This window comes from Pantoea jilinensis (genome assembly GCF_019104105.1).
In the GTDB taxonomy this organism is placed as follows: domain Bacteria; phylum Pseudomonadota; class Gammaproteobacteria; order Enterobacterales; family Enterobacteriaceae; genus Pantoea; species Pantoea eucalypti.
Window position 1 is genome coordinate 2,000,715 of record NZ_CP077746.1, and the last position, 25,111, is coordinate 2,025,825.

The 25,111-nt window shown below is 54.4% G+C and carries 20 protein-coding genes; 12 read left to right on the forward strand and 8 right to left on the reverse strand.

Annotation, left to right across the window (positions count from 1 at the left end; translation table 11 throughout):
- The first annotated feature begins 110 nt into the window (after positions 1-110).
- Positions 111-1,643 (forward strand): NAD(P) transhydrogenase subunit alpha, encoded by a 1,533-nt coding sequence (gene pntA, locus KTJ90_RS09425; RefSeq protein ID WP_499026416.1) that lies wholly within the window; start codon positions 111-113, stop codon positions 1,641-1,643.
- 3 nt (positions 1,644-1,646) lie between these two features.
- On the forward strand, positions 1,647-3,035 hold the full coding sequence (gene pntB, locus KTJ90_RS09430) for a Re/Si-specific NAD(P)(+) transhydrogenase subunit beta (RefSeq protein WP_003853732.1): 1,389 nt from the start codon (positions 1,647-1,649) through the stop codon (positions 3,033-3,035).
- A gap of 49 nt (positions 3,036-3,084) precedes the next feature.
- On the opposite strand, the gene uspE is transcribed toward pntB, so the two are convergent.
- Both uspE and fnr read right to left on the reverse strand, forming a co-directional pair.
- Positions 3,085-4,041: a universal stress protein UspE gene (uspE, locus tag KTJ90_RS09435; RefSeq protein WP_003853729.1), complete on the reverse strand. Its 957-nt coding sequence runs from the start codon at positions 4,039-4,041 to the stop codon at positions 3,085-3,087.
- Between the two features lie 117 nt (positions 4,042-4,158).
- Complete coding sequence (fnr, locus tag KTJ90_RS09440) at positions 4,159-4,911, reverse strand: fumarate/nitrate reduction transcriptional regulator Fnr (protein WP_003853727.1); 753 nt, start codon at positions 4,909-4,911, stop codon at positions 4,159-4,161.
- Positions 4,912-5,227: 316 nt separating this feature from the next.
- On the opposite strand from fnr, the gene smrA reads away from it, so the two are divergent.
- Positions 5,228-5,794 carry a DNA endonuclease SmrA gene (smrA, locus tag KTJ90_RS09445; RefSeq protein ID WP_003853725.1) on the forward strand — a complete coding sequence of 189 codons (567 nt, stop codon included), beginning with the start codon at positions 5,228-5,230 and terminating at the stop codon, positions 5,792-5,794.
- Here the strand turns inward: smrA and KTJ90_RS09450 are convergent.
- Positions 5,791-6,711: a LysR substrate-binding domain-containing protein gene (locus KTJ90_RS09450; protein ID WP_003853723.1), complete on the reverse strand. Its 921-nt coding sequence runs from the start codon at positions 6,709-6,711 to the stop codon at positions 5,791-5,793. The genes smrA and KTJ90_RS09450 overlap by 4 nt on opposite strands.
- Positions 6,712-7,031: 320 nt before the next feature.
- Here KTJ90_RS09450 and KTJ90_RS09455 point away from each other — a divergent pair, with 320 nt between their 5' ends.
- From KTJ90_RS09455 to KTJ90_RS09470, 4 genes are all read left to right on the forward strand, one after another.
- On the forward strand, positions 7,032-8,366 hold the full coding sequence (locus KTJ90_RS09455) for an MFS transporter (protein WP_003853721.1): 1,335 nt from the start codon (positions 7,032-7,034) through the stop codon (positions 8,364-8,366).
- Between the two features lie 67 nt (positions 8,367-8,433).
- Complete coding sequence (hglS, locus tag KTJ90_RS09460) at positions 8,434-9,777, forward strand: 2-oxoadipate dioxygenase/decarboxylase HglS (protein WP_003853719.1); 1,344 nt, start codon at positions 8,434-8,436, stop codon at positions 9,775-9,777.
- A 429-nt stretch (positions 9,778-10,206) separates the two neighbouring features.
- A complete protein-coding gene (locus KTJ90_RS09465; RefSeq protein ID WP_003853717.1) occupies positions 10,207-11,727 on the forward strand; it encodes a carboxylesterase/lipase family protein in 1,521 nt (506 codons plus the stop codon).
- Positions 11,728-11,944: 217 nt separating this feature from the next.
- Positions 11,945-13,609, forward strand: a complete 1,665-nt coding sequence (locus KTJ90_RS09470; RefSeq protein ID WP_003853716.1) for a methyl-accepting chemotaxis protein — start codon at positions 11,945-11,947, stop codon at positions 13,607-13,609.
- Here KTJ90_RS09470 and KTJ90_RS09475 read toward each other — a convergent pair.
- Positions 13,567-14,448 (reverse strand): LysR family transcriptional regulator, encoded by an 882-nt coding sequence (locus KTJ90_RS09475; protein ID WP_003853714.1) that lies wholly within the window; start codon positions 14,446-14,448, stop codon positions 13,567-13,569. The genes KTJ90_RS09470 and KTJ90_RS09475 overlap by 43 nt on opposite strands.
- Positions 14,449-14,573: 125 nt before the next feature.
- Between KTJ90_RS09475 and KTJ90_RS09480 the strand changes: the two genes are divergently transcribed.
- Together KTJ90_RS09480 and KTJ90_RS09485 are read left to right on the forward strand one after the other, a co-directional pair.
- On the forward strand, positions 14,574-15,740 hold the full coding sequence (locus tag KTJ90_RS09480) for a methionine aminotransferase (protein ID WP_003853712.1): 1,167 nt from the start codon (positions 14,574-14,576) through the stop codon (positions 15,738-15,740).
- Positions 15,741-15,800: 60 nt separating this feature from the next.
- A complete protein-coding gene (locus KTJ90_RS09485; RefSeq protein WP_499024313.1) occupies positions 15,801-16,577 on the forward strand; it encodes a type 2 periplasmic-binding domain-containing protein in 777 nt (258 codons plus the stop codon).
- 79 nt (positions 16,578-16,656) lie between these two features.
- On the opposite strand, the gene KTJ90_RS09490 is transcribed toward KTJ90_RS09485, so the two are convergent.
- The 3 genes from KTJ90_RS09490 to pepT form a co-directional block, all read right to left on the reverse strand.
- Positions 16,657-17,136: an Hcp family type VI secretion system effector gene (locus KTJ90_RS09490; RefSeq protein WP_003853709.1), complete on the reverse strand. Its 480-nt coding sequence runs from the start codon at positions 17,134-17,136 to the stop codon at positions 16,657-16,659.
- A 511-nt stretch (positions 17,137-17,647) separates the two neighbouring features.
- The gene (locus KTJ90_RS09495; protein ID WP_050556846.1) at positions 17,648-18,070 is read right to left on the reverse strand and encodes a hypothetical protein; all 423 of its coding nucleotides are present in this window, start codon (positions 18,068-18,070) and stop codon (positions 17,648-17,650) included.
- Between the two features lie 293 nt (positions 18,071-18,363).
- Entirely contained in the window at positions 18,364-19,590 is a 1,227-nt protein-coding gene (gene pepT, locus KTJ90_RS09500; protein WP_003853706.1) for a peptidase T, read from the reverse strand.
- A 127-nt stretch (positions 19,591-19,717) separates the two neighbouring features.
- Here pepT and KTJ90_RS09505 point away from each other — a divergent pair, with 127 nt between their 5' ends.
- Entirely contained in the window at positions 19,718-21,313 is a 1,596-nt protein-coding gene (locus KTJ90_RS09505) for an ABC transporter substrate-binding protein (protein ID WP_003853705.1), read from the forward strand.
- A 43-nt stretch (positions 21,314-21,356) separates the two neighbouring features.
- On the opposite strand, the gene KTJ90_RS09510 is transcribed toward KTJ90_RS09505, so the two are convergent.
- Positions 21,357-22,271 (reverse strand): LysR family transcriptional regulator, encoded by a 915-nt coding sequence (locus tag KTJ90_RS09510; protein WP_039660201.1) that lies wholly within the window; start codon positions 22,269-22,271, stop codon positions 21,357-21,359.
- 140 nt (positions 22,272-22,411) lie between these two features.
- Between KTJ90_RS09510 and KTJ90_RS09515 the strand changes: the two genes are divergently transcribed.
- Both KTJ90_RS09515 and KTJ90_RS09520 read left to right on the forward strand, forming a co-directional pair.
- The gene (locus KTJ90_RS09515; protein WP_039660202.1) at positions 22,412-23,833 is read left to right on the forward strand and encodes a M20 family metallopeptidase; all 1,422 of its coding nucleotides are present in this window, start codon (positions 22,412-22,414) and stop codon (positions 23,831-23,833) included.
- Entirely contained in the window at positions 23,830-25,098 is a 1,269-nt protein-coding gene (locus KTJ90_RS09520; RefSeq protein WP_003853701.1) for an MFS transporter, read from the forward strand. Before KTJ90_RS09515 ends, KTJ90_RS09520 begins: the two co-directional genes overlap by 4 nt.
- Positions 25,099-25,111: the final 13 nt, after the last annotated feature.

Sequence of the window (25,111 nt, forward strand, 5' to 3'; positions counted from 1 at the left end):
AACACTTTGAAATACATGCATTTCGTCTATAAGTAACCGAAACGGCGTTTCAGTTGCGCAGTCGTGGTGCAGATACGGGCCATCATCCTTAACCGATGAAAGGAAACACTATGTTAATTGGAATACCCAAGGAAAGGTTGCCAAACGAGTCGCGCGTGGCCGCCACGCCAAAGACCGTGGAACAACTTATCAGGCTGGGTTTTAGTGTCACCGTGGAGCGTGACGCAGGTAAACGCGCCAGCTTCGATAATGAAAGCTATATCGCCGCTGGCGCCACGCTCAGCGACAGAGATCAGGTCTGGCAGTCCGACATCGTGCTGAAAGTAAATGCACCCGATGACGAAGAGATTGCACTGACCCGCGCGGGTAGCACGCTGGTTAGCTTTATCTGGCCCGCGCAACATCCCGATCTGCTGTCAAAACTGGCCGCGCGTCAGGTCACTGTCATGGCAATGGACTCGGTGCCGCGCATTTCACGGGCGCAGTCGCTGGATGCGCTGAGCTCCATGGCAAACATTGCCGGTTATCGTGCGATTGTGGAAGCTGCGCATGAATTTGGTCGCTTCTTTACCGGGCAGATCACGGCGGCGGGCAAAGTGCCACCTGCAAAAGTGATGGTGATTGGGGCGGGTGTGGCCGGGCTGGCAGCAATTGGTGCAGCGGGCAGTCTGGGCGCGATTGTCCGGGCGTTTGATACCCGTCCCGAAGTCAAAGAGCAGGTGCAGAGTATGGGCGCCGAATTCCTTGAACTCGACTTCGAAGAGGAAGCTGGCAGCGGTGATGGCTATGCCAAAGTGATGTCCGAGGCGTTCATTAAAGCGGAGATGGCACTGTTTGCCAGTCAGGCCAGAGAAGTCGATATCATTGTCACCACGGCGCTGATCCCTGGCAAACCGGCACCGAAACTGATCACCGAAGAGATGGTTGCCAGCATGAAGCCCGGCAGTGTGATTGTGGATCTGGCCGCGCAGACTGGCGGCAACTGTGCGCTGACCGTCGCGGATCAGGTTACTGTGACACCTGACGGCGTCAAAATCATTGGCTATACCGACCTGCCGAGCCGTCTGGCAACGCAATCCTCCCAGCTTTATGGCACCAACCTGGTCAACCTGATGACGCTGCTGTGCAAAGAGAAGAATGGCGAAATCCAGGTCGACTTCGACGATGTAGTCGTACGGGGCGTGACTGTGGTGCGCGAGGGGGAAGTCACCTGGCCGGCACCGCCGATTCAGGTGTCCGCTGCACCTCAGGCTGCACCGGCAACCGCGAAACCGGCAGTGAAGATTGAGGTGAAACCTGTTTCACCGTGGCGAAAATATCTGCTTATTGCTCTGGCCATCGTGTTGTTTGGCAGCCTGGCCAACGTGGCGCCTGCCAATTTCCTCTCCCATTTTACCGTGTTCGCGCTCGCCTGTGTGGTGGGTTATTACGTGGTCTGGAACGTCAGTCATGCGCTGCATACGCCGCTGATGTCCGTGACCAATGCCATATCCGGCATCATCGTGATCGGGGCAGTCTTGCAGATGGGGCACGGTGGCTGGGTCACCTTTATCTCCTTTATTGCCGTGCTGATTGCCAGCATCAATATCTTTGGTGGCTTTACCGTCACCCAGCGCATGCTGAAAATGTTTCGTAAGGGGTAAGACATGTCTGGCGGATTAGTCACTGCAGCCTATATTGTTGCTGCGATTCTCTTCATCTGTAGCCTTGCCGGTCTTTCGCGTCACGAGACGTCTAAGCGGGGTAATATTTTCGGTATCAGCGGTATGGCGATTGCGCTGGTCGCCACCATCTTTGGTCCGGACAGCGGTAACGTGGTCTGGATCCTGCTGGCGATGGTGATTGGCGGCGCTATTGGTATCCGCATGGCAAAGAAAGTCGAAATGACCGAAATGCCGGAACTGGTCGCGATTCTGCACAGCTTTGTTGGCCTGGCCGCGGTACTGGTCGGCATAAACAGCTATATCGACCATGCACCTGGCCTGCCAGCAGTGATGGAAAATATCCATCTCAGTGAAGTGTTTATCGGTATTTTTATCGGTGCCGTCACCTTCACCGGCTCGCTGGTGGCGTTTGGCAAGCTGTGCGGCAAAATCTCCTCAAAACCGCTGGCGTTACCGCATCGTCACAAGCTCAATCTGCTGGCGCTGCTGGTCTCGTTCCTGTTGCTGCTGTGGTTTGTTAACACCAGCAGCACCGCTGCGCAGGTCTTTGCGTTGCTGCTGATGACGGTGATTGCACTGGCGTTTGGCTGGCATCTGGTCGCGTCGATTGGCGGTGCCGATATGCCGGTCGTGGTATCGATGCTGAACTCCTATTCAGGCTGGGCCGCCGCCGCCGCCGGTTTCATGCTCAGCAACGATCTGCTGATTGTGACCGGTGCACTGGTGGGTTCGTCCGGTGCGATTCTCTCCTATATCATGTGTAAAGCGATGAACCGTTCGTTCATCAGCGTGATCGCGGGTGGATTCGGTACTGAAGTCAGTAGTGGTGACGAAACGCAGGAAGCGGGAGAGCATCGTGAAATTACCGCTGAAGAGACCGCAGAGATGCTTAAAGCCTCCCGCTCGGTGATTATTACCCCAGGCTACGGCATGGCCGTGGCGCAGGCGCAGTATCCGGTAGCGGAAATCACGGCACGTCTGCGCGCGCTTGGCATCAAAGTGCGCTTCGGCATTCATCCGGTCGCGGGGCGTTTGCCGGGGCACATGAACGTGCTGCTGGCCGAGGCCAAAGTGCCTTATGACGTGGTGCTGGAGATGGATGAAATCAACGATGACTTCAGCGACACCGACACGGTGCTGGTGATTGGTGCTAACGATACCGTCAACCCGGCAGCGCAGGATGATCCCCGCAGCCCGATTGCGGGAATGCCGGTGCTGGAAGTGTGGAAGGCGCACAACGTGGTGGTGTTCAAACGCTCAATGAACACAGGCTATGCCGGCGTTCAGAATCCGCTGTTCTTTAAGGAGAACAGCCAGATGCTGTTTGGCGATGCCAAAGCCAGCGTGGAAGCGATTCTCAAAGCGCTGTAATAAAAAAATGGGCAGCTAATCAGCCGCCCATTTTCTTTACGAGGAGACGTTAATCCTCCTCGTCCTCTTCATCATCCAGATCAATCGGCGACTTGAAATCGTCAGGCTTAAGCGCCAGCAGATCGCAACGCAGATGATCGATCACCTGTTCCGCCGTATTGCCCAGGAACGCCGCTGATAGTCCGGTCCTTCCGATGGTGCCCAGCACGACTACGCCGGCACCGAGATGCGCGGCCAGATCGGGGATAACCTCTTCCGGCAAGCCTTTAGCCACGTGGGTGAACTCTTCACCAATTGAGAATTTCTGGCGCAGTGCTTTCATGGCCACCAGATGCTGACCCCGGATAGCATCGTTGTAGACGCTGGGATCAAAATCGGGCAGTTCGATAGCAATATTGATTGGGGTAATCGGGTAGGCACCGACAAGGTGGACTTCGGTCTGATTCACCTTTTCCGCCAGCTTCATCGTTTCACGAATCAGCTTCTGATTCAGGCCATCGTGATGCGGCTCTTCGCTGGCAAGATTGACGGCGACAATGGCTTTACCGCCTTCCGGCCACGGCTGATCTTTGACCATCCAGACCGGGCAAGGGCATTTACGCAGCAGATGCCAGTCGGTTGGGGTGAAAATCACGGACTCCAGGCGGTCATGCTGATGCGCCATTTTCAGCACCAGATCATGCTGATGAGCGAGCACTTCCTGAATGATGGCCTCAAAGGGGCGGTTATGCCAGATCACTTTGATATCAATGTCGACACCGGCATCAAGATAAGCGCGGGCCTGCTCGCGGATCCATTCGGTACGCTGGCTGATGACACCCTGGCGCATAGACGCGCGCTCATCCGGCGAAAGCAGGGTGGTCATTTCATATGAAAAATCATAGATAGGCAGGAAGGCTTTAATTCTTCCGCCGATACGTTGATTCAGATAGACCGCACGTCGCAGCGCGGGCTGATCGTCTTGCTGGGCATCAATGGCGACCAGAATATTTTGGTACTGGGACATGAGGCGTTCTCCTTAAACCAGAGCGACTGGAGTAAAGATAGCCTATGTTGTACAGCGTAAGAAGTGAAAAAGTTATTGCCGGATCAATAAAATAAGATTTATTGATCCGGCTTTGAATCAGGCGGCCTGGTGACTCTGGCCCGCTAACTCTTCCAGCAGGGCGTGGTTTTCAATTGTGATGTATTTGCCTTTCACCGCCAGCATACCGGACTTCTGAAAACGGCCCAGCAGGCGACTGATGGTTTCAACCGTCAGGCCCAGGTAATTACCAATGTCACCGCGCGTCATGGTGAGGCGAAATTCACGCTGTGAAAAGCCGCGCTGGCCGAAACGGCGTGAGAGGTTCCAGATAAACGCCGCCAGTCGCTCCTCAGCATTTTTCTTCGACAACAGCAGAATCATATCCTGGTCGCCTTTAATCTCACCGCTCATTAAACGCATCATCTGCTGACGCAGTGCCGGCATTTTACCTGACAGGTCATCCAGCGTTTCAAAAGGAATTTCACACACCATGGCCGTTTCCAGCGCCTGCGCAAAGCTGGGATGGCTGGCATTTAAAATGGCATCAAAGCCAACTAAATCACCCGCCAGATGGAAACCGGTAATTTGCTCATCACCCTGTTCGGTAATGGTATAGCTTTTAATACTGCCGGAACGAATGGCATACAGAGACCTGAGTTCGTCTCCCGCTTTAAAAAGGGTTTGCCCTTTCTGAATCGGTTTTTTACGCTCAATGATATTGTCGAGCTGATCCAGCTCATGTTCATTTAACGTGAAGGGGATGCAGAGCTGACTGATGCTGCAATCCTGGCAGTGAATGGCACAACCGCCCGACTGAATACGACGTATGCTGCGTTTTTCAGGGATCATAATGGTTTGCTCGACGATAAGTGACTGGGGTCAATTTTAACATTTTTTGTGCTGAAGGGAACTCATCCGAGCAGTTTTACACCCACAAACATTATGGATGAGTTACACGGCGTCAAAGGCCGCTGTGACGGGCTTTTCAGTACCCGGGTAGAGACCGCTGTCACGATAACTTTCCGCTTATGTGATCTGTTGCACGATTCTCTACGGCCCGTTAGGGTGGGAAAAGGCGGGTGGTCCGGTAATTCCAGGTTTTGCTACGCTAACTGTTAAAGCCTGTCTGACACATTCGATCAATTTAACCCGGTGTGAGAAAACCATGAACCTTGATGATAACGATCTTTTTCGGGATGCCATGGGCGATGTCACGCCATTGAAAGACACCACCACGACCCTGTGGCTGAAAGCCCCTTCAACCAAAGCACCACGCAAACCGCCGGGCGAATCTGAACTAGAGAATTTCCTGACCCGGGGTGACCTGGAGATTATCCCACTTAATACGCAGCTGGAATATAAAGCCGACGGCATCCAGCAGGGTATTCTGGATAAACTCCGTCGGGGTGAATACAAGCTGGATGCCAGTCTCAACCTGTTACGGCAACCGGTGGAAACCTGCCGTCAGGCGCTGTTCAATTTTATGATGCAGGCACACAAACAGGGATTACGAAATTTGCTGATCATTCACGGCAAAGGACGTGATAACGAGTCACATGCCAATATCGTACGAAGCTATCTCGCGCGCTGGTTACAGCAGTTTGACGACGTACAGACTTTTTGCGTGGCACAGACCCGCCATGGCGGAGGCGGTGCGCTCTACGTGGGTTTACGTAAAACCGATAAAGCGCGCCTTGAAAACCGCGAGCGACATGCGAAACGCAGCCGCTAGCTGTGAAATTTACGAATGGTAGACATCAGCACTTCGGCACTCAGGCTGAGCTCTGCGCCGGTACGCGTAATGATGCCCACTGGCTCGCCCGGGCCGGATGAGTTGATCGGCAGCGCACAGACCGCGTTGTGGCTGAGATCCTCTTTAATCGCGCCGGAAGGAACGAACCAGATATAGTCGTAGCGGAGAGCCAGCTGGCGTGCCAGTGAGGTCGATGAGGTCTCGATGCAGTGAGGTGGCAACGTACATCCCTGTTCATCCAGCATCTGTTGTGCAATCCGGCGCGGTGCAGTGCCTTCGGGCGAAATCACCACCGGCCACTGCATGGCCCGTGACAGCGTGACGTTGTCACTTAAAAGCGGGTGTTCCGGCCTTACCACCAGCTTAAGCGACTCCAGAAAAAGCAGCTCATAGGTCAGACCGGTCATCATGTCGCTGTCCGCCATCCGTCCAATGCCGATATCAAACTCACCGCCGCGTAATCCCGCCAGCAGCACATTGTTGTGCAGCGTTGCCACCTGGATAGTGGTATTGGGTTGTAACTGATGAAAACGATCAAGAATGCGTGGCAGCATCCCCATTGCGGCGGTGGTCAGCGCACCCAGCCGGATAATCACCGGCGCATCGCCTGGCTGCTCATTAAAACTTTGACCGGCATGATTGAGCGCGTCGAGCACACGCACGGCATGCGTCAGAAATTGTTCCCCCATGGTGGTCAGTTGCGCGCCCAGACGGCCACGTTCAAACAGACGAACGCCGGTCAGTTCCTCCAGCTCATTCAGGGTTTTAGACAGGGCAGGCTGACTCAGGCTAAGCGTCTCAGCCGCCCGGCCCAGCGTACCTTGCTGCGCAACCGCAACAAAGGTGTGTAAGTGGCGCAAGCGAATGCGCTGATTGAAAAGGATATTTTTTTCCATATCCTAAACTTAATGAGAATGAAGGGCGTGAGGCAACTGTTAATAATGAATTCTGTTAACTTTGCTGCAAATTTTTTTTAACAAAAGCACGGGAATGACCGCTTCGCTGTTTAAGACCATGATTTTCAAGCATTCATCTTAAAACGGTTGTAATGTGTTCATTCTCTGGTTAAAGAGAAATCAAGAACTTAATTGCATGAATATGAATGATTCTCACTATCAAACAAAAATCTGACCGCTTAAGGTTAACGATCGGCTATCATAAACGCCGTTTTTTTTACTTAAACTGATGCCAGATTTCTTTACTCAGGGAGTGTTCATTGACCAGCATCGAGGCGGTAGATGTCCGCCAGCTTATCAACCAGCAGCAACTGAGCCCCTGGCAAAAGCGGCTCATTGCTCTCTGCTTTATCGTGGTAGCACTCGATGGCATGGACATTGCGATTATGGGTTTTATTGCGCCGACGCTTAAAGCCGCGTGGGGCGTAACAAATCATCAGCTCGGCGTTGTCATCAGCGCCGCCTTAATCGGTCTGGCGCTGGGTGCGATGGTAGCGGGGCCGCTGGCTGACCGTTATGGCCGTCGCATGATGATTATCTTAAGCGTTTTCTTTTTTGGTCTCTGGACGCTGGCAACCGCGCTGTCACAAAACATTGAACAGATGATGCTGTTCCGCTTCCTGACCGGGCTGGGGCTGGGTGCCGCAATGCCCAACGTCGGTACGCTGGTGGCGGAGTATGCGCCTGAACGGCGGCGGGCATTTCTTATCACCGTTGTGTTCTGCGGCTTCACCTTTGGCGCGGCCAGCGGGGGATTTGCCGCTTCATGGCTGCTCCCGCGCTATAACTGGCACTCCGTGCTGCTACTGGGCGGCATACTGCCGCTGCTGGTGCTGCCATTACTGATTCGTGGCCTGCCGGAATCCGTGCGATTCCTCATCAGTCGTGGTGCACCGGCTGCCCGCATTCACGCCATCCTTGATCGGATGATGCCGGGCAAAACCCGACCAGACTGTGCGTTTCACGCGCCGGAAGTCAGCGTGCCGGCGGGTGGCGCGATCGGCACCGTCCTGTCACGCCGCTATCTGTTTGGCAGCACGATGCTGTGGGGTGGCTATTTTATGGGACTGTTCATGGTCTACCTGATTGGCAGCTGGCTGCCATCACTGGTCAACACGCTGGGCATGTCTGTCACCGAAGCGGCGATTATCACCGCGATGTATCAGGCTGGCGGGACGCTGGGATCGTTGTTTGCAGGCTGGATGATGGATCGCTTTAATGCCAATCTGGCGCTGGCAGCGATTTACGGCTGTGGCGGGCTGTTTATCGTGGCCCTTGGCTTTTCGCCAGCCGAAGTGGGCATGATGAGCGCAATCGCTTTTTGCAGTGGCTTCTGTTTCAACGGCGCTAACACCGGCATGAATGCCTTATCCGCCAGCTACTATCCCACGCACGCACGCGCCACTGGCTCCAGCTGGATGCATGGTGTGGGCCGCATTGGTGCGATTTTAAGCGCTTTCGTCGGTGCAGAGATGATGTCACTCGGCTGGTCTTTCAGCGTTATCTTTCTGCTGCTGGCGATACCGGCTGTGATCACTACCCTGATGCTGCTGTTAAAAAACCGCTATGGCTTTAAGCCGATCACAGATTCGTGATTTTTTCCACTGGCGCCAGCGCGTTGCATTACATTAGCAGCAACGATCATGGTGTCAGGTGGATAAGATGGACAACTTTATCAGTGCGGACCTCATCCGCACCCGTTTCTCTCAGGCAATGTCAGCCATGTATCAGCAGGAAGTGCCGCAATATGGCACGCTGATGCAGTTGGTCGCTACCGTTAATGAACGCGTACTGGAAGCGGATAGTGCGCTGAAAGATCGCCTTACGGCTGCTGATGAAATCGGCCGACTTAATGTTGAACGCCATGGCGCGATCCGTGTCGGCACCGCAGACGAACTCGCCACACTGCGACAGGTGTTTGCGGTGATGGGAATGCATCCGGTTGGCTATTACGATCTCTCTCAGGCAGGGGTGCCGGTGCACTCCACCGCGTTCCGGCCAGTAACTGATGCGGCACTGCGGCGCAATCCCTTCCGGGTCTTTACCTCGCTGTTACGCCCTGAACTGATCGACGATGCGGCGCTGCGTGAAAAAGCGGCGGAGATTCTCTCTGCGCGCGACATTTTCACTCCCCGTTGCCGGGCGTTACTGCAACTGCATCAGCAGCAGGGCGGATTAACGGAGGAGCAGGCCGGTGAATTTGTGACTGAAGCGCTGGAAACCTTCCGCTGGCATGCTCACAGCAGTGTAGACAGCCAGACCTATCAGGCGCTGAACCAGCAGCACCGGCTGATTGCGGATGTAGTCTGCTTTCCCGGTTGTCACATCAACCATCTTACGCCGCGCACACTGGATATCGACCGTGTCCAGCAACTGATGCCGTCGCGCGGTATCGATCCGAAAACCCTGATCGAGGGACCGCCTCGTCGTCAGGTCCCCATCCTGTTACGTCAAACCAGCTTTAAAGCGCTGGAAGAGCCGATCATCTTTAAAGAAGGTCATCAGGGAACGCATACGGCGCGCTTCGGAGAAATTGAGCAGCGCGGGGCAGCGCTGACGCCCGCAGGACGCGCACTCTACGATCGATTACTGAGCGAGGCGGGCAGCGGTCAGGATAATCAGCAACACCAGCAACATCTGTCGACGATTTTCCGCGATTTTCCGGACGACGAAACCACGCTGCGCCAGCAGGGACTGGCGTGGTTTCATTATCGCCTGAGCGAAAAGGGTATTGCTACGCCGCCTGCCCAGGGGGAATCGCTGGAGACCCTTATCAAAGAAGGGCGTGTACTGGCTGACCCCATCACCTATGAGGATTTTCTTCCCGTGAGCGCGGCAGGCATTTTTCAGTCTAACCTTGGCGATCGGGCGCAGGTTCGTTCGGCGGGACAGGCGAGCCGGCAGGCGTTTGAAGCCGCATTGGGTACCCCTGTGCTGGATGAGATGGCGTTATATGAAGAGCGCCAGCAGCGCTCACTGGCGCAGTGCGGCCTGCGCGAGGCCTGACAGTGTCTACGGGCAACGTCTACGTTGCCCGCGTTGCTCTCTTCACCACAGCCCTGTTAAGCGGATGGTCCTGATGGAAGGTAATCGATCAGGCCTGTTCAGTTCACCTGGAAAAAAAGACGCTTCACCATCCAGCGAAAATTTAGCGGCGTGAGTATCCTGATGTGTTAGAAAACTGACTAATTATTTGCAGTAAAAACGCGTGGGATGCGTGAGAAATGTGGATATCGTCGGCGCTGACAACGCATTCACGTGCTGGCGAAACGTAAACAACGTTAATCCCTGGTCATCACTGACGCTCTGAACCTGTTGATGGGCATGCTAGCCCCTGCATCTCTCGCTTCGGCATATTCTGCAAATCCCCTCCGTACCTGGACAATACTGGCGTGCCTGCAAATAATGGAGGAACGTTTAGACAGGGAAACAGGAATGAAAAACGAAACGGGTCTGAGGATCATGACTGCTGAGGGAGAGTTACGTGGAGGCATGGATGATGACCTTTTCGTATTTAAAGGCATACCTTATGCGGCGGCACCGCAGGGCGCACTACGCTGGCGCCCGCCTCAGCCAGTGATACCGTGGCAGCATGTGCGCGATGCCACGGCGTTCGGGTCATCTGCCTGGCAAAATCGCACGTATTGCCAGGCTGTGGGCGGCGGCGATCCCGGTGAGTTTAGTGAAGATTGTCTCTACCTGAATGTCTGGACACCCGATGTCGAACCGTCAACGCCGCTGCCGGTGATGGTGTGGTTGCACGGAGGAGGCTACACCATTGGTGCGGGCGGCCTGGCACCGTACAGCGGCAAACCGCTGGCGTCCCGGGGCGCAGTGGTGGTCACCCTTAACTACCGGCTGGGTCATCTCGGCTTCTTCTCACACCCGGCCCTGGACGCTGAGTATCCTGCCGCGGGCACGGTAAACAACTTTGGTCTGCTTGACCAGATTGCCGCACTGCAGTGGGTGCAGCGCAACATTCCTGCATTCGGCGGCGACCGCCGCAATGTGACGCTTTTCGGTGAATCCTCTGGTGCGCGCAGTGTGCTGTCACTCTGCTGTTCACCACTGGCCGAAGGGCTGTTTCACAAAGGCATCGTACAGAGCGCCTATAGCCTGCCGGACACGCCGCTGAAAAAAGCGCGTCAGCAGGGCGTCGCTGTAGCCCGCCATTTTGGACTGCCAGCCGATGTCAGCGCAGAGGCGTTGCGCGCACTGCCCGCTGACGCCTTCTGGTCGCTGGACGGCCCACTGGCGATTCCGCCGGTACCCATTGCCGGTGACGCCGTATTGCCTGAGCCCATGTTGAAAACCTTTATGGCGGCAAAACAGCACCGTCTGCCGCTGATGGCCGGCAGTAACAGCGATGAAGCCAGCGTTCTGGAATATTTTGGTGTTGATGCTACTGCAGTGCTGCAGCAGTTACGCGACAAAAATCGACTCACTTACCGTACGCTTAAATGGATGTATGACATCCATGACGATCATCTACTGGGACGCGCCGTGGCACGCGATATGGCTTTCACGCTGGTGCCATGGCTGGTGATGCGGGCGCAGCACAATGCTGGCATGCCGGGCTGGCGCTACTGGTTTGATTATGTTTCAGAGCATGCGCACGATCTCTATCCACACGGCACCTGGCACGGCAATGAAGTGCCCTATGTGCTGAATACGCTGAGCCAGATGCCCGATCCCAATGAAAATCGTCCGTTCAGTGATAGCGATCAGGCCTTTGCTGAGCAGGTCAGTGACTACTGGTTTACCTTCGCCCGTGATGCCACAGAATATAAGCACCAGCTGGAAGGCGAGGTCGTCTGGCCCGCCTGGCATCCGGGGCAGGATGTGACAATGTCACTTGGTCAGGAGCATAAAAGCGGATTGGTTCTGAAGCGAAATTTTATGCGCGCCCGCATGCGTCTCTTCAGATTATTAATGACGCATCTGGTCAGGCTGTAGGTGTACCAGAAAGATTAGCCTGCTAATCATTAAATTTTGCAAATGAAATTAATCTGCTTAATTAACTGTAAGGTATTAAAATTAAAGAAGTTTACAGCGTTAAATCCTATTTGACGCTGTAAAATAATAGGTAACAAAACAGTTACATTTTCACCTTCCTGTGCCGATAAACCTCCTATGCCCGACGCTTGCGGGTCAACGTGTATAGGATTTTGGTATGGGAATGCTCAAAAATTTTACCATTCGCGCAGTGATGCTCACGATTCTGGGGCTGTTTTGCTTACTGTGGACCGGCGTCGGGCTGTATAGCATCCACTCTCTTGGCGCGCTCAGCGAAGGCAACGAGGTTGACCGTCATCTGGTTGAGCAAATGACGGTGCTGAGCAAAGGAAACGATCAATATTTTCGTGTTGTCACGCGCTTGTCCCGTGTGATGGAAAGCAAAGCGGCAGGTAAAACCCTGACCGACGAATCGTACGCGCCGGTGCAACAGGCGCTGGATGGTATGACCCAGCAACTGGCACGCTTCAAACAGCTCGCCCCCGGTCCGATGAACCCGGAAGTCGTGGATGGTGTGATTCAAAGCTGGCAGAAGCTGCTGGATGAAGGCGTAACGCCACAATTTCAGCTGGCGCGTCAGCCAACACCTGATGCTTATCGCCAGCAGGCGAACAACGTCACTCCGGCATTAAGCCGCGCGTTTGGCGTCAGCGCAGAGAAATTCAGTCAGGGTGCAGCTCAAAAGCTGGATACCACCCGCGTTGAAGTTGATCACCTCACCGCGACGACGAAAACAATAATTACCATCACGGTCATCATTGGTCTGTTTATTCTGCTGTTTACCGACCGCTATCTGGTAACGATGCTGGTTCGTCCGCTGGAAAGCATTCGCACCCATTTCGCCGTGATTGCCACGGGTGACCTCAGCCAGCCGGTCAATGAATTCGGTCGCAACTGTGTGGGTAAACTGGTTCCGCTGCTGAGCGCCATGCAGGATAGCCTGCGTGAAGCGGTTAGCGCCATTCGCAGCGGTACTGAGAATATCTCGCGTGGGGCGGCAGAAATTTCTGCAGGTAACAATGATCTCTCATCACGCACTGAAGAGCAGGCCTCTGCGCTGGAGCAGACTGCAGCCAGCATGGAGCAGTTGACTGCTACGGTGAAATTCAACGCTGATAACGCCCGTCAGGCCAGCCTGCTGGCTGAAACCGCCACCACGACGGCACAGCGAGGCGGCCAGCTGGTCAGCGAAGTGGTCAGCACCATGGATGGCATTTCAGGCAGTTCGAAGAAAATTGCTGAGATCACCAACGTGATTAACGGTATCGCTTTCCAGACCAATATTCTGGCGCTGAACGCCGCCGTTGAAGCGGCTCGTGCCGGTGAACAGGGTCGGGGTTTTGCTGTAGTGGCGTCTGAAGTACGTAACCTTGCCCAGCGCAGTGCCAATGCGGCCAAAGAGATCGCGACTCTGATTGAAGAGTCCGTTCAGCGTGTGGGTAAAGGCGCCGAGCTGGTGAGCACCACCGGCGGCACCATGAATAATATTCTGAAATCGGTACAGGATGTGGATGCGATTATGAAACAGATCGCCTCCGCCTCAGAAGAGCAGAGCAAAGGCATTTCTCAGGTGGGAACAGCAGTCACAGAAATGGACAGTGTCACGCAGCAAAACGCCTCACTGGTTGAAGAGGTTTCCGCCGCCGCAAGCGCGCTGGCGCTGCAGACAGAAGCGCTGCAGGCCTCTGTGTCGAAGTTCCGTCTTTCCAGTGAACGCCAGAGCGCACCTGTCACCGGCAATAAACCGGCTGCGCCAAAAGCCCCGGTGCTAAGTGCGCCTCAGGCCAAACTTGCTGATAATGGCGACTGGGTCACCTTCTGATCCCGGCTAAGCCACGCCACCAGTTCCGCCAGGAACGGTGGCGCATCCTGCGCAGGCCGTTGCAGTAGACTGTAAACGGCGCCCGTTTTAACCTCGCCAGCGAACGGCTTAATCAGCCTGCCGCTGGCGATATCACTCTCCACCAGATTGCTGTCGGCAATCGCCACGCCAAATCCCTGAATCGCTGCACTGATCGCTAAATCCATCGTGGCAAAATGCTGGTTTCGCTTCATGCTGAGTGTGACCTGCTGCGCTTTCAGCCAGCACTGCCAGTCACGGGTGTCTGCGGTGGGATGCAAAAAGGTCATTGCAGTCAGCGCCGCCGGAGAGTCCGGGCAGGGCTGATTCGCTGCCATTACCGGTGTCAGTGACTCACAGAACAGGCAGACGCCTTCAGGATGCGGCTTGCCATAGACAATCGCGGCATCAAAATTTTCAAGCTGCGTAGCATGATCCAGCGTTGTCGTCAGGGCCACATGCAGTTCAGGGCGCTGTTGTTCCAGTTCCATCAGCCTGGGGACCAGCCAGCGCATCGCACAGGTCGGCGCTTTCAGGCGAATGCTGACCTGACTGCGGCGGACCTTTTCGCTGGCCTTAAGCATCAGTTCAAAACCCTGCTGCAATTCGGGTAGCAGCGCGGCGCCCTGTGGCGTGAGCCGCAGGCCGCGCGCGTGGCGATCAAACAGTGTGACACCCAGCCACTGCTCCAGTGCGGCGATCTTGCGACTGACGGCACCCTGAGTCAGACACAGCTCACGGGCTGCATGGGTCAGATTGAGATGACGGGCGGTCACCAGAAAGGCGTGAATGGCATTAAGCGGCAGCGATAAGCGTGACACAGTGAACCTCAGCTATGCATTTTTTTCATGGCTATTATGACGACATTTCGCTTGCCGACTCAAGTGGCAGCCCGTTGAATAGCGTTTTACCGCATCTGATCGGTTATGCCCCTGACGGAGAGACTATGTCCCTGAAAACGCCTGTCGCTATCCACTCAAAATTGCCGGACGTCGGCACCACTATTTTCAGCGTGATTGGCCAGCTCTCGGCGCAGCATCAGGCGATCAACCTGTCGCAGGGTGCGCCCAACTTCCCCTGCGATCCGGCGCTGGTCGACTCTGTCAGTCGCGCGATGCAGGAAGGACATAATCAGTATGCCGCCATGATGGGCCTGCCGGCCTTACGCGAGGCGCTCGCCAGTAAAGTGGAGGCGCTTTATGGCCAGAAATATGATCCTGCCCGTGAAGTGCTAATCACCGGCAGCGCCAGCCAGGGGCTTTATATGGCGATTACCGCGCTGGTGCATCAGGGCGATGAGGTGATCTTCTTTGAACCGGCATTTGACAGCTATGCTCCGGTGGTACGGTTGCAGGGCGGTACGCCGATAGGCCTGAAGTTGCAGGTGCCGTCATTTGCCATCGACTGGGATGCGCTGCGGGCGGCGATCACACCGCGCACCCGCATGATCATCATTAATACGCCACATAACCCCAGCGCGCAGGTACTGACGCCTGATGACCTTAATCAGCTGGCGGCATTGATTCGCAATACCGATATCGTGGTGCTCTCCGATGAAGTCTATGAGCATATTGTGTTTGATGGTCACTCTCATTGTGGCATGGCAACGCACCCGGAACTGGCGGCGCGCAGCGTCATCGTCTCCTCGTTTGGTAAAACCTTCCACGTCACGGGCTGGCGGGTGGGCTACTGCCTGGCGCCGGCAGCGTTGATGACCGAACTGGTGAAAGTGCATCAGTTTATGATGTACGCCGCCGACACGCCGATGCAGGTGGGTTTCGCACACTACCTGCAGCGGCCGGAGAACTACCTGTCGCTCAGCGCCTTCTATGAGCAGAAGCGCGATCGCCTGATCACCCTGATGCAAAATTCGCCGTTCCAGCTGCTGCCGAGTGCCGGTTCGTTCTTTATGCTCGCCAGCTATGGACATTTCAGTGACGAGCCGGACAGTGAAATGGTAAAACGTCTCATCGTCGATCACGGTGTGGCCACCATACCGCTGTCGGCGTTTTATATGGATGGCACAGACAACAAACTGATTCGTCTCTCATTTGCGAAAGACGAGGCGACACTAGAGGCTGGCGCAGCGGCGCTATCTGCTTTTTCTCACTGAATCACGCCACCGCGTGAGGCAGCATCGGGAACAGGTAACCAGGACTTTTCGGGGTAAATAATGAAGAAACTGAACGCGCTTTTTCTTGCTCTGGGCATGATGACATCGGTACAGGCACTGGCACAGGATTTACGTTACGGCGTAGAGTCACAATATCCGCCATTTGAAAGCCGCAATGCTAAAGGGGAGCTGGAAGGCTTTGATATTGAGCTGGGCAACGCTATCTGTAAGGCCGGCAATTTCAGCTGCCACTGGGTCGAGAGCAGCTTTGATGCGCTGATCCCGGCGCTGCAGGCGAAAAAATTTGATGCCATCAACTCGGCGATGAATATCACCGAAGCGCGCGCCAAAAGCATCGCGTTTACGCAGCCGATCTACCGTATTCCGACCATGCTTGTGGCGAAAAACGGTGAAAATCTGGCACCGACCGCCGACAGTCTCAAAGGTAAAAACATCGGCGTGTTGCAGGGCTCTATTCAGGAAACCTATGCGAAGAAGCACTGGGAGACGCAGGGCGTAACGGTCACGTCGTATCAGGATCAGAACCAGGTTTACAACGATATGGTCGCGGGCCGCCTTGATGGCACGCTGGTGATGTCTGCTGCCGGTCAGTCCGGTTTCCTTGATAAGCCCCAGGGTAAAGGCTTTGGCTTTGTCGGCAAGCCGGTCGAAGACGACGCGATTCTTGGCTCGGGCATCGGCTACGGCCTGCGCAAAGATGACGCCCAGCTGAAGGAGTCTCTTGATGCGGCGATCGCCAAAGTGCAGGGCGATGGCACCATCAAAAAGCTGGCTGAAAAATACTTCCCGGGCATTGATGTGAGCGCGAAGCCATAAACAGAATCGGGCGCACTCTGCGCCCGATTCTCTCCGATTGATTATGTCAGCCTTCATTTTTACCAAACAGTTCTTAGATTTAAGCCTTTGCAAAGTTATTCCATTCATCCCGATAGATAATGTTTCCGTCCGTATATTTCCAGGTGATAGCCTGATACCGCAATTCCAGTGTTTCCAGGTGCGTGCTGCTTAGTCCGTTAGGGGCAAGATAGGGAGAAACGGTAGTGAGCTTTATCCCTTCCAGCATAATATTGAAATATTCAACCTCACTGCCTGACTCCACAATTCTGTACATTTTTATTGTGCCATTTTTAAGTATTCGTCCTTCACAAATTGCGCGATAAAGAACGGGCGTTGTCTGGTCGAACTCTTTGACGATAGTAATCGGGCTGTGAACACGCGTACAGGTTAGTTTTCCCCAGGCGGGATCAACAGGAATGGTGATGTGGTGCGCGAACGATTTTAACTCTATTGAACCGAGTCGGAGTGGCATCTGGCAGCTCCCCACGATGGGTGAACCGTTTTCATCGTCAAGCCATAGATGAGCGGGTACAGACATAATTTTATTTCCTTATTGAGGTTTCTGACATTATCTGATGTTTAGCATTGCTATTTGAATATTCGTGGAAAAACCATTATTACAATTAAGGCAAAGACTGCAATGGGCCATAAAGGACCTTCTGGAAAAATCTGCACGAAGATGACTGCGAAAGTAAGAATAAGAAATGGGGGGACATAAACCTCAATCATTGATTTGAATATTCTTTTAAAAATCCGGTATATAATATTTTTAATCATTTGGCTATCGAATCATAGTCGTGATTATTTTTGAAATTTCATTATCGGATGGGGACGTGTTTTTGAGGGCTCCCGAGTTAACAAATAACGGGTCAATCAGGAAATACATCATTTAAAGTTCTTTTTCATAGAGTGCTGCATAATATGCCGGTAAAGTGTAATTTAACCGGTTGGCGCAATCTGCTGCTTTCTGAATGACTCCATAAATTCCAGCAATTGTATGTGCACTGCCAGCCCTTCGCCAATTAGCGCGCTCATATCAAGGTTCACTTTCATGCCGACTGCAACTGCTGACGTAACGGCGGAAGAAAAACCGTGTTGGGTGAGATGACTGGCGCAATATGTACATTTACCGCCATGAGAGACTTCTTTATTTGCTCCAGTTGATTAATTGTTTTATATCTGAATAGTTCATTGAAATATATCTTGAGCATGTCATTTATAACATTGCCATGCCTTCTAAGTTGAATCACTCCCTTTGCAAATCTTACGTCCTCGACTTTTTGCTTCTGACAAACCTCCTGATATTTTTCTGTGAAGCAGGAGGTGTAATAAAGCGCACGTTGCACGCCTGAACCTATGTGTTCAATCTGATGTGATAATGCATCACTAACCCCATTAAAGGCCCGATCTAACTTTTTTGCTAAAATTTCGTTCGCCTGTAAATAATTGATTATTTCATCAGCGTGTTGCATAACTGAACCCCTTAAATTATCCCCGTATTTAAATGTTCATTGAAGATAAAGAGCATTAAGATGTATGTAAATCCGCTTAAGTGCTCATTAATGCGCGCGATCAAAATAAACCGGATAAAAGGAGGGTGCTTTTGGGAGGTGAAGTTATAATAGTGACGGAATAACGCAGGTTCTGGCCTTAATAAAACGCGCGTTTAATGTGGAAAATTCGCTGATTAGGTTTCACTGGCTGTATCAAAATCAGGGCTGAACTTCCCATTTCAGCCCTGTACATATAAGCATTAATAAAACTGTTAACCCGCCGCCAGATAACAGAGTTTTTCCGCCACCTGATAGGATTTCACAAAGGACGTAATCGGCAGAAACTCGAAGCGTGAGTGGAAGTTGTGTGCGCCGGTAAAGAAGTTCGGCGTCAGCAACCCTTTGGCTGACAGCGCAGCCCCATCCGTGCCGCCACGCATCGGAATGACTTTTGGCTCAATTTCCAGCGCGGCAAACGCACTGAAGATCAAATCAATCGCCCGACGATCCTCACCCAGTGCATTGCTGATATTGCTGTAAATATCGCTGATCGTGATGCTCACGTCGCCGGTGGGATAACGTGCTGCGAGTTTTTCCGCTGCCTGCTGCAACTGCTGCTTGCGTGCGGCGAAGCTGGTGAGGTCAAAATCACGAATGGAGGCCTTTAGCGTGGCTTTGCTGGCGTTGGCCTGAATCTCATTAAACCAGATATAGCCTTCGCGACCTTCGGTGTGCTCCGGCGTCTGCTGGCGATCAAACAGGCTGATATAGTCATGTGCCATCAGCAGCGGATTGACCAGCACGCCTTTGCCCGACATCGGGTGTGCGGGCACACCGGTAAACACAATCTCTGCAGCAGCACCATTGAAGTTTTCATATACCACTTCACCCAGTTCGCAGCAGTCGATGGTCCAGGCAAAATCGACATTAAACCGCGATTCCAGATCGAGTGCTTTCGCCCCGCGCAGGCCAATCTCTTCGTCCGGCACAAAGGCCACCACGATATCGCCGTGGTCGCCTTTAAGATTGGCCATCAGCGTCATCACTACAGTAACCGCCGCTTTGTTGTCAGCGCCCAGCACGCTGGTCCCGTCGCTGAAAATCACCTGCTGACCCACATAGGGCGCGATCTCAGGATGTTCATCGCGGCGCAGCCAGATATCCTGCTCTGCATTCAGACAGAGATCTTCGCCCTGCCAGGTGAGGATCTGCGGGTGAATATCAGGCGACAAACCGACATCAACGGTATCGATGTGTGTAATAAACCCGATGCGCGGTGCGTCAGGACGGTTACCGCGTTTTACTGCCGTCACTGTGGCATGTTCATCAATTACCACCTCATCGAGACCCAAATCGCGCAGCTCATCCGCCAGCAGTTTTGCCATGGCGTGCTGACTCGGGGTGCTGGGCAAGGAGGTTGATTTAGCATCGCTCTGACTGCTGACGGCGAGGTAACGAAAAAAACGTTCGGTGAGTTGCGACTCAAGTTTGTCTGTCATCACTATTCCTTATTAGTCAGCCACTGGCGGGGTTCGCTATGGTGCCGAATCGTGCTATCAATGAAGCATCTGAATGATTCATTTAGATATTGTGATCACCGGAAGTCAATACAAAGCGAGGATGATAATGAAAATCAAGATAGCCACCTTAGCGCTTGTTACTGCTGGGATAGCGCTGGCTGGCAGCGTAAACGCCAAAACGCTGGTCTACTGTTCTGAGGGATCGCCAGAGAATTTTAACCCTCAGCTCTATACCTCCGGAACCAGTGTTGACGCCAGTGCCGTACCGGTCTTTAATCGGCTGGTGGATTTCACGCCCGGCACCACCAATCTGGTCCCGAGCCTGGCGGAAAGTTGGGAGATCAGCCCGGATGGCACCGTATACACCTTCCATCTTCGCAAAAATGTGAAGTTCCAGAGCAATAAACAGTTCAAACCCAGCCGCGACTTCAACGCCGATGATGTGATCTTCTCGTTTATGCGTCAGATGGACCCGAAAAATCCCTACCACAATGTTTCTGGCGGCACCTATTCCAACTTCGAAAGCCTGGAACTCTCCACGCTGATTAAAGGTATTGACCGGGTTGATGACCACACCGTGCGCTTCACGCTTGCTCATCCGGAAGCACCATTTCTTGCCGATCTCGCCTGGTATTTCGCCTCAATCCACTCGGCGGAATATGCAGACGCGATGCTGAAAGCGGGGACGCCGGAGAAGGTCGATATGAACCCGATTGGCACCGGCCCCTTTGAACTGGTGCAGTATCAGAAAGATTCCCGCATCCTCTATAAAGCGTTTCCGGACTACTGGCAGGGCAAGGCGAAGCTCGATCGGCTGGTATTCAGTATTACGCCTGACGCCTCCGTGCGTTATGCCAAGCTGGAGAAGAACGAGTGTCAGGTAATGCCATTCCCGAACCCCGCCGATCTGGACAAAATGCGCGCCAATCCGGACATCACTCTGGAACAGAAGGCGGGTCTGAACACCGGCTTCCTGGCGTTTAATACCACTAAAGCGCCAACCGACAACGTCAAAGTGCGCCAGGCGCTGGCGATGGCGATCAACAAACCGGCGATCATCGAGGCGATATTCAAAGGCACTGGCACGGTCGCTAAGAATATCCTGCCGCCGGGCGTCTGGAGCGCGGACAAAGATCTGAAGGATTACGACTACGATCCGGAGAAGGCCAAAACGTTGCTGCAACAGGCTGGCGTCAAACCGGGTACCGAAATTGCGCTCTGGGCGATGCCGGTTCAGCGGCCTTACAACCCGAATGCGCGCCGCATGGCGGAGATGATTCAGTCGGACTGGGCCAAAGTCGGCATCAAAGCCAACATTGTCAGCTACGAGTGGGGCGAATACCTGAAGCGCGTCCGCAGTGGCGAGCATCAGGCGGCGCTGATGGGCTGGACGACTGCGACCGGTGATCCGGATAACTTCTTCGGCCCGCTGTACAGTTGTACCTCTGCGCAGGGCGGTTCTAACTCTTCAAAATGGTGCTACCAGCCGTTCGAGAAGTTAATCACCGAAGCCCGCGCTGAGCCGGATCAGGTCAAACGCACTGCGCTCTATCTGCAGGCGCAGCAGATAATGCATGATCAGATGCCTGCCGTGATGATCGCGCACTCCACAATCTTCGAGCCGGTGCGCAAATCGGTCAGCGGCTATCAGGTCGATCCGTTTGGCAAGCATATCTTCTATCAGGTGGATATTAAGCAGTAACCCGTGGCAGTTAACGTCAATGGCCCACGCATCAGTGGGCCTCTTATCCCATCCTCACCTGCTGATCCATCTCCGTCAGCCGCTGCTGCAAAAACGCCAGAAATAGCGTCAAAGCCGCATTGCGCTGACGTCCCGACACTGTCTGAAGTTGCAATGTGCGCTGACTCAACTGATCCACTCCCATTGACCGCAACACCAGATTTTGCGTATCGCGCTCGAACAACAGGGTAAAGGCACTACAGATGGTTACTGCCTGCGGCGTATGCAGCAAAAAGTGATAAAGCGTAGCGAAATAGTCGCAGGTCAGCACCGGCTCCACCACGCAGTCATTCATCTGACAGGAAAGATCAAACAGCTGCCGGACGGTGGTGTGATGGCCCGGTAGCGCCAGCGGCCAGCGAGGCAAATCGCTTAGCGTGACCTCGCGTGACGCCAGCGGATGTGACTCATGCATCGCCAGCAACACCGGTGCGGGCCACGAACCCAGTACCTCAACGCTGCGCTCCGGCTGCAGACTAAACTGCAGCGCCACATCGCATTCTCCCGCCCGGACGCATGCGGCCACGCCCTGCGAGTGCGTCACGTTAATCGCAAACAGCGCGCCCGGGTTTGTCAGGCGAAACGCCGCCAGCAGGCCAGGCAGCAGACTAAACGCCATACCATCCGTGCAGGCGATGCGGATCAAACTGCGGCGTATCGCTTTCAATCCCTTAATCTCTGCCAGCGCATACGCCATATCAAGCTGACTCTTACGCACGTGATGCGCAAAAATCTCACCTGCTTCATTCAGCACCATGCCGCGCGCATGACGCTCAAACAGCGGCACCCCGACCTGTGCCTCCAGCCGCTGAATCTGACGACTGATCGCCGACACCGCAACAAAAAGTTGTTCACTGGCGGCGCTCAACGAGCCGCTCTCAACAACCGCCAGGAAATAGCGGATCTCGCTGCTTATCATCTCCACTCCGTCAAAACGCATCATAAAAGGGCAGTCAGGCATTGCTTTAAAAGCAACGCTCACTCGATAAATTGATAATTGTGGCAAGGAGAGAAGTTTGTCAAAGATAAAGCACGATAAAAAAAACAGGCAGGGCAAACATGACAGAGCAACAGGCCGTTGATCAGGCGATGAACTATTTCGATAGCGGTGAGTTTCAGCAACTGCTGGCACGGCGTGTCGCCTGTGTGACCGAAAGCCAGCAGGCCAGCAGAGGGGCGGAGCTGGACCACTATCTGCAGCAGGAAATTGGCCCGCAACTGACGAAGATGGGATTTACGTTACATCCATTTGAAAATCCCCAGCCAGGCAGCCCGCCGTTTCTGATTGCCACCCGCATTGAACATCCGCTGAAACCGACGCTGCTTTGCTATGGCCATGGTGATGTGGTATTCGGCGACGATGAAAACTGGCGCGAAGGCTTATCGCCGTGGCAACTCACAGCTGAAGGCGATCGCCTGTATGGACGTGGCAGTGCGGACAACAAAGGTCAGCACTGCATCAACCTCGCGGCGCTGGAACAGGTGTGGCAGACGCGCGGTGGAAAGCTGGGCTTTAACTGCAAAATCCTGTTTGAAATGGGCGAAGAGATCAGTTCGCCGGGACTGGCGGCGATCTGCCAGCAGCAGCAGGCGCTGTTAAAAGCCGATCTCTTTATCGCCTCTGATGGCCCACGGCTCAACGCAGTGCGACCAACGCTGTTTTTGGGTTCGCGTGGTGCGGCGAACTTTCGTCTGACCATTCGGGCGCGTGACAACGCCTATCACTCCGGCAACTGGGGCGGACTGCTCAGTAATCCCGGTACGCAACTGGCCAATGCGATCGCCTGCCTGGTGAATGCGCAGGGCGTATTGCAGGTCGCTGCGCTAAAACCGGACTCGTTGACCAGGGCCGTGCGGGCGATCCTGAGTGATATTGACGTCGGCGGTATGCCGGGCGATCCGGCGCTTGCAGAAGGCTGGGGTGAGCCAGGTCTGACGTCTGCAGAGCGCCTTTATGGCTGGAACACGCTGGAGGTGCTGGCGTTTGAAACCGGTAATCCGGCACGTCCGATGAATGCTATTCCGGGCAGCGCCACGGCGGTGTGTCAGCTGCGATTTGTGGTCGGCACTGACTGGGAAAACCTGGTGCAGCATGTCGAAAGTCACCTGCGTCAGCACGGCTTCGATAACGTCAGCGTGGAGTTTCTGCGCGGCTCACCGGCGACGCGGCTCGATCCGCAGGATCCGCTGGTGGCCTGGGCACTGGACACGCTGGCGCGTAGCAGCGGTAAAAAACCGGCGCTGTTACCCAATCTTGGCGGTTCACTGCCCAATGAAGTCTTCGCCGATATCCTGGGTCTGCCAACGTTGTGGGTGCCGCACTCCTATCCCGCCTGCGGCCAGCATGGCGTTAACGAACACATGCTCAATTCCATTGCACGTGAAGGCCTGGCGATTATGACGCGGCTTTTCTGGCAACTGGGCGAAGAGGGCGAACAGTTGATGACGCGCCACCATCAGTGGCGGAGAGGTGAACAATGAGCAGCATCGCGCAGACGACCTCGCAGGTGAAACCGAGCCTGCACAAAACACTGTTCGCCACCTGCATTGGTAACGCGCTGGAGTGGTTCGACATCGCGGTCTATGGCTTTTTTGCCAGCTACATCGCGCACGTTTTCTTTCCGGTCAGCGATCCGTCAGTGTCGCTGTTGCTGACCTTTGGCAGCTTCGGTATCTCCTTTCTGATCCGTCCGCTGGGTGCCATTGTACTGGGCAACTATGCCGACCGTCATGGGCGCAAAAAGGCGCTGCTGTTGTCGATTAACCTGATGATGCTGGGCGGGGCGATCATTACGTTTATGCCGGGCTACGCCACTATCGGTCTGGCCGCACCGCTATTGATCATTCTGGCGCGTCTGATTCAGGGTTTCTCTGCCGGGGGCGAGTTTGGCAGTTCCACTGCCTTTCTGGTGGAGCACTTTCCCGAACGTAAAGCCTTTATTGCCAGCTGGCAGTTCGCCACTCAGGGGGCGAGCACGCTGATGGCATCCGCATTCGGGCTGGGGCTGACGCACTGGCTAAGCGAAAGTGATATTCAGGCGTGGGGCTGGCGCATTCCGTTTGCCTTCGGCCTGCTGATTGGCCCGCTGGGTATCTACATTCGCCGCCATGTGCAGGAACCTGCCAGCTTTGCCTCGCAGGAGAAGGAATCCGCGCCGCTGAAGACGCTGTTCGGGCGGCAGAAAGCGCTAATCACCCTGGCGATAGGCGTGATGGTGATTTCCACTGCAGTAAACTACATGCTCAACTACATACCGACTTACGCCACCAAAACCCTGCATCTGCCGGGATCGGTCGCCTTCACCGCCACACTGATTGCGGGCATTATCCTGACGGTCGTGACGCCCATCATGGGATTGTGGGCAGAGCGGATTGGCCGGTTGCCGCTGATGTGGGGATCGCTGCTGCTATTGATGGCCACCATCTATCCTGCGTTTAAATGGATGGTCGATCACACCACGCCCACTACGTTAATCCTGCTGGTGGCCTGGATGGCGCTGCTCAAGTCAGTCTATTTCTCGACGGTGCCGTCGGTGATGGCCGATCTCTTTCCGGCGACCACCCGCGCCAGCGGTATGGCGATCAGTTACAACGTGGCGGTGACAGTATTTGGCGGGTTTGCGCCGCTGATTTGCAGCATGCTGATTGCCGCTACCGGCAGCAGTCTGGCACCAGGCTACTACCTGATGGCGGTGGCAGTGCTAAGTGGCATCGCGCTGCTGCGCTGCAGTAAGCGGGTGGCATAGCAAAATGGGCCGG

What these genes read in the sequence shown, in the direction of transcription:
- pntA (WP_499026416.1), top strand. Translation starts at nt 111, where the DNA reads ATGTTAATTGGAATACCCAAGGAAAGGTTGCCAAACGAGTCGCGCGTG.
- pntB (WP_003853732.1), top strand. Translation starts at nt 1,647, where the DNA reads ATGTCTGGCGGATTAGTCACTGCAGCCTATATTGTTGCTGCGATTCTC.
- uspE (WP_003853729.1), bottom strand. Translation starts at nt 4,041, where the DNA reads ATGTCCCAGTACCAAAATATTCTGGTCGCCATTGATGCCCAGCAAGAC.
- fnr (WP_003853727.1), bottom strand. Translation starts at nt 4,911, where the DNA reads ATGATCCCTGAAAAACGCAGCATACGTCGTATTCAGTCGGGCGGTTGT.
- smrA (WP_003853725.1), top strand. Translation starts at nt 5,228, where the DNA reads ATGAACCTTGATGATAACGATCTTTTTCGGGATGCCATGGGCGATGTC.
- KTJ90_RS09450 (WP_003853723.1), bottom strand. Translation starts at nt 6,711, where the DNA reads ATGGAAAAAAATATCCTTTTCAATCAGCGCATTCGCTTGCGCCACTTA.
- hglS (WP_003853719.1), top strand. Translation starts at nt 8,434, where the DNA reads ATGGACAACTTTATCAGTGCGGACCTCATCCGCACCCGTTTCTCTCAG.
- KTJ90_RS09465 (WP_003853717.1), top strand. Translation starts at nt 10,207, where the DNA reads ATGAAAAACGAAACGGGTCTGAGGATCATGACTGCTGAGGGAGAGTTA.
- KTJ90_RS09470 (WP_003853716.1), top strand. Translation starts at nt 11,945, where the DNA reads ATGGGAATGCTCAAAAATTTTACCATTCGCGCAGTGATGCTCACGATT.
- KTJ90_RS09480 (WP_003853712.1), top strand. Translation starts at nt 14,574, where the DNA reads ATGTCCCTGAAAACGCCTGTCGCTATCCACTCAAAATTGCCGGACGTC.
- KTJ90_RS09485 (WP_499024313.1), top strand. Translation starts at nt 15,801, where the DNA reads ATGAAGAAACTGAACGCGCTTTTTCTTGCTCTGGGCATGATGACATCG.
- KTJ90_RS09490 (WP_003853709.1), bottom strand. Translation starts at nt 17,136, where the DNA reads ATGTCTGTACCCGCTCATCTATGGCTTGACGATGAAAACGGTTCACCC.
- KTJ90_RS09495 (WP_050556846.1), bottom strand. Translation starts at nt 18,070, where the DNA reads ATGCAACACGCTGATGAAATAATCAATTATTTACAGGCGAACGAAATT.
- pepT (WP_003853706.1), bottom strand. Translation starts at nt 19,590, where the DNA reads ATGACAGACAAACTTGAGTCGCAACTCACCGAACGTTTTTTTCGTTAC.
- KTJ90_RS09505 (WP_003853705.1), top strand. Translation starts at nt 19,718, where the DNA reads ATGAAAATCAAGATAGCCACCTTAGCGCTTGTTACTGCTGGGATAGCG.
- KTJ90_RS09510 (WP_039660201.1), bottom strand. Translation starts at nt 22,271, where the DNA reads ATGATAAGCAGCGAGATCCGCTATTTCCTGGCGGTTGTTGAGAGCGGC.
- KTJ90_RS09515 (WP_039660202.1), top strand. Translation starts at nt 22,412, where the DNA reads ATGACAGAGCAACAGGCCGTTGATCAGGCGATGAACTATTTCGATAGC.
- KTJ90_RS09520 (WP_003853701.1), top strand. Translation starts at nt 23,830, where the DNA reads ATGAGCAGCATCGCGCAGACGACCTCGCAGGTGAAACCGAGCCTGCAC.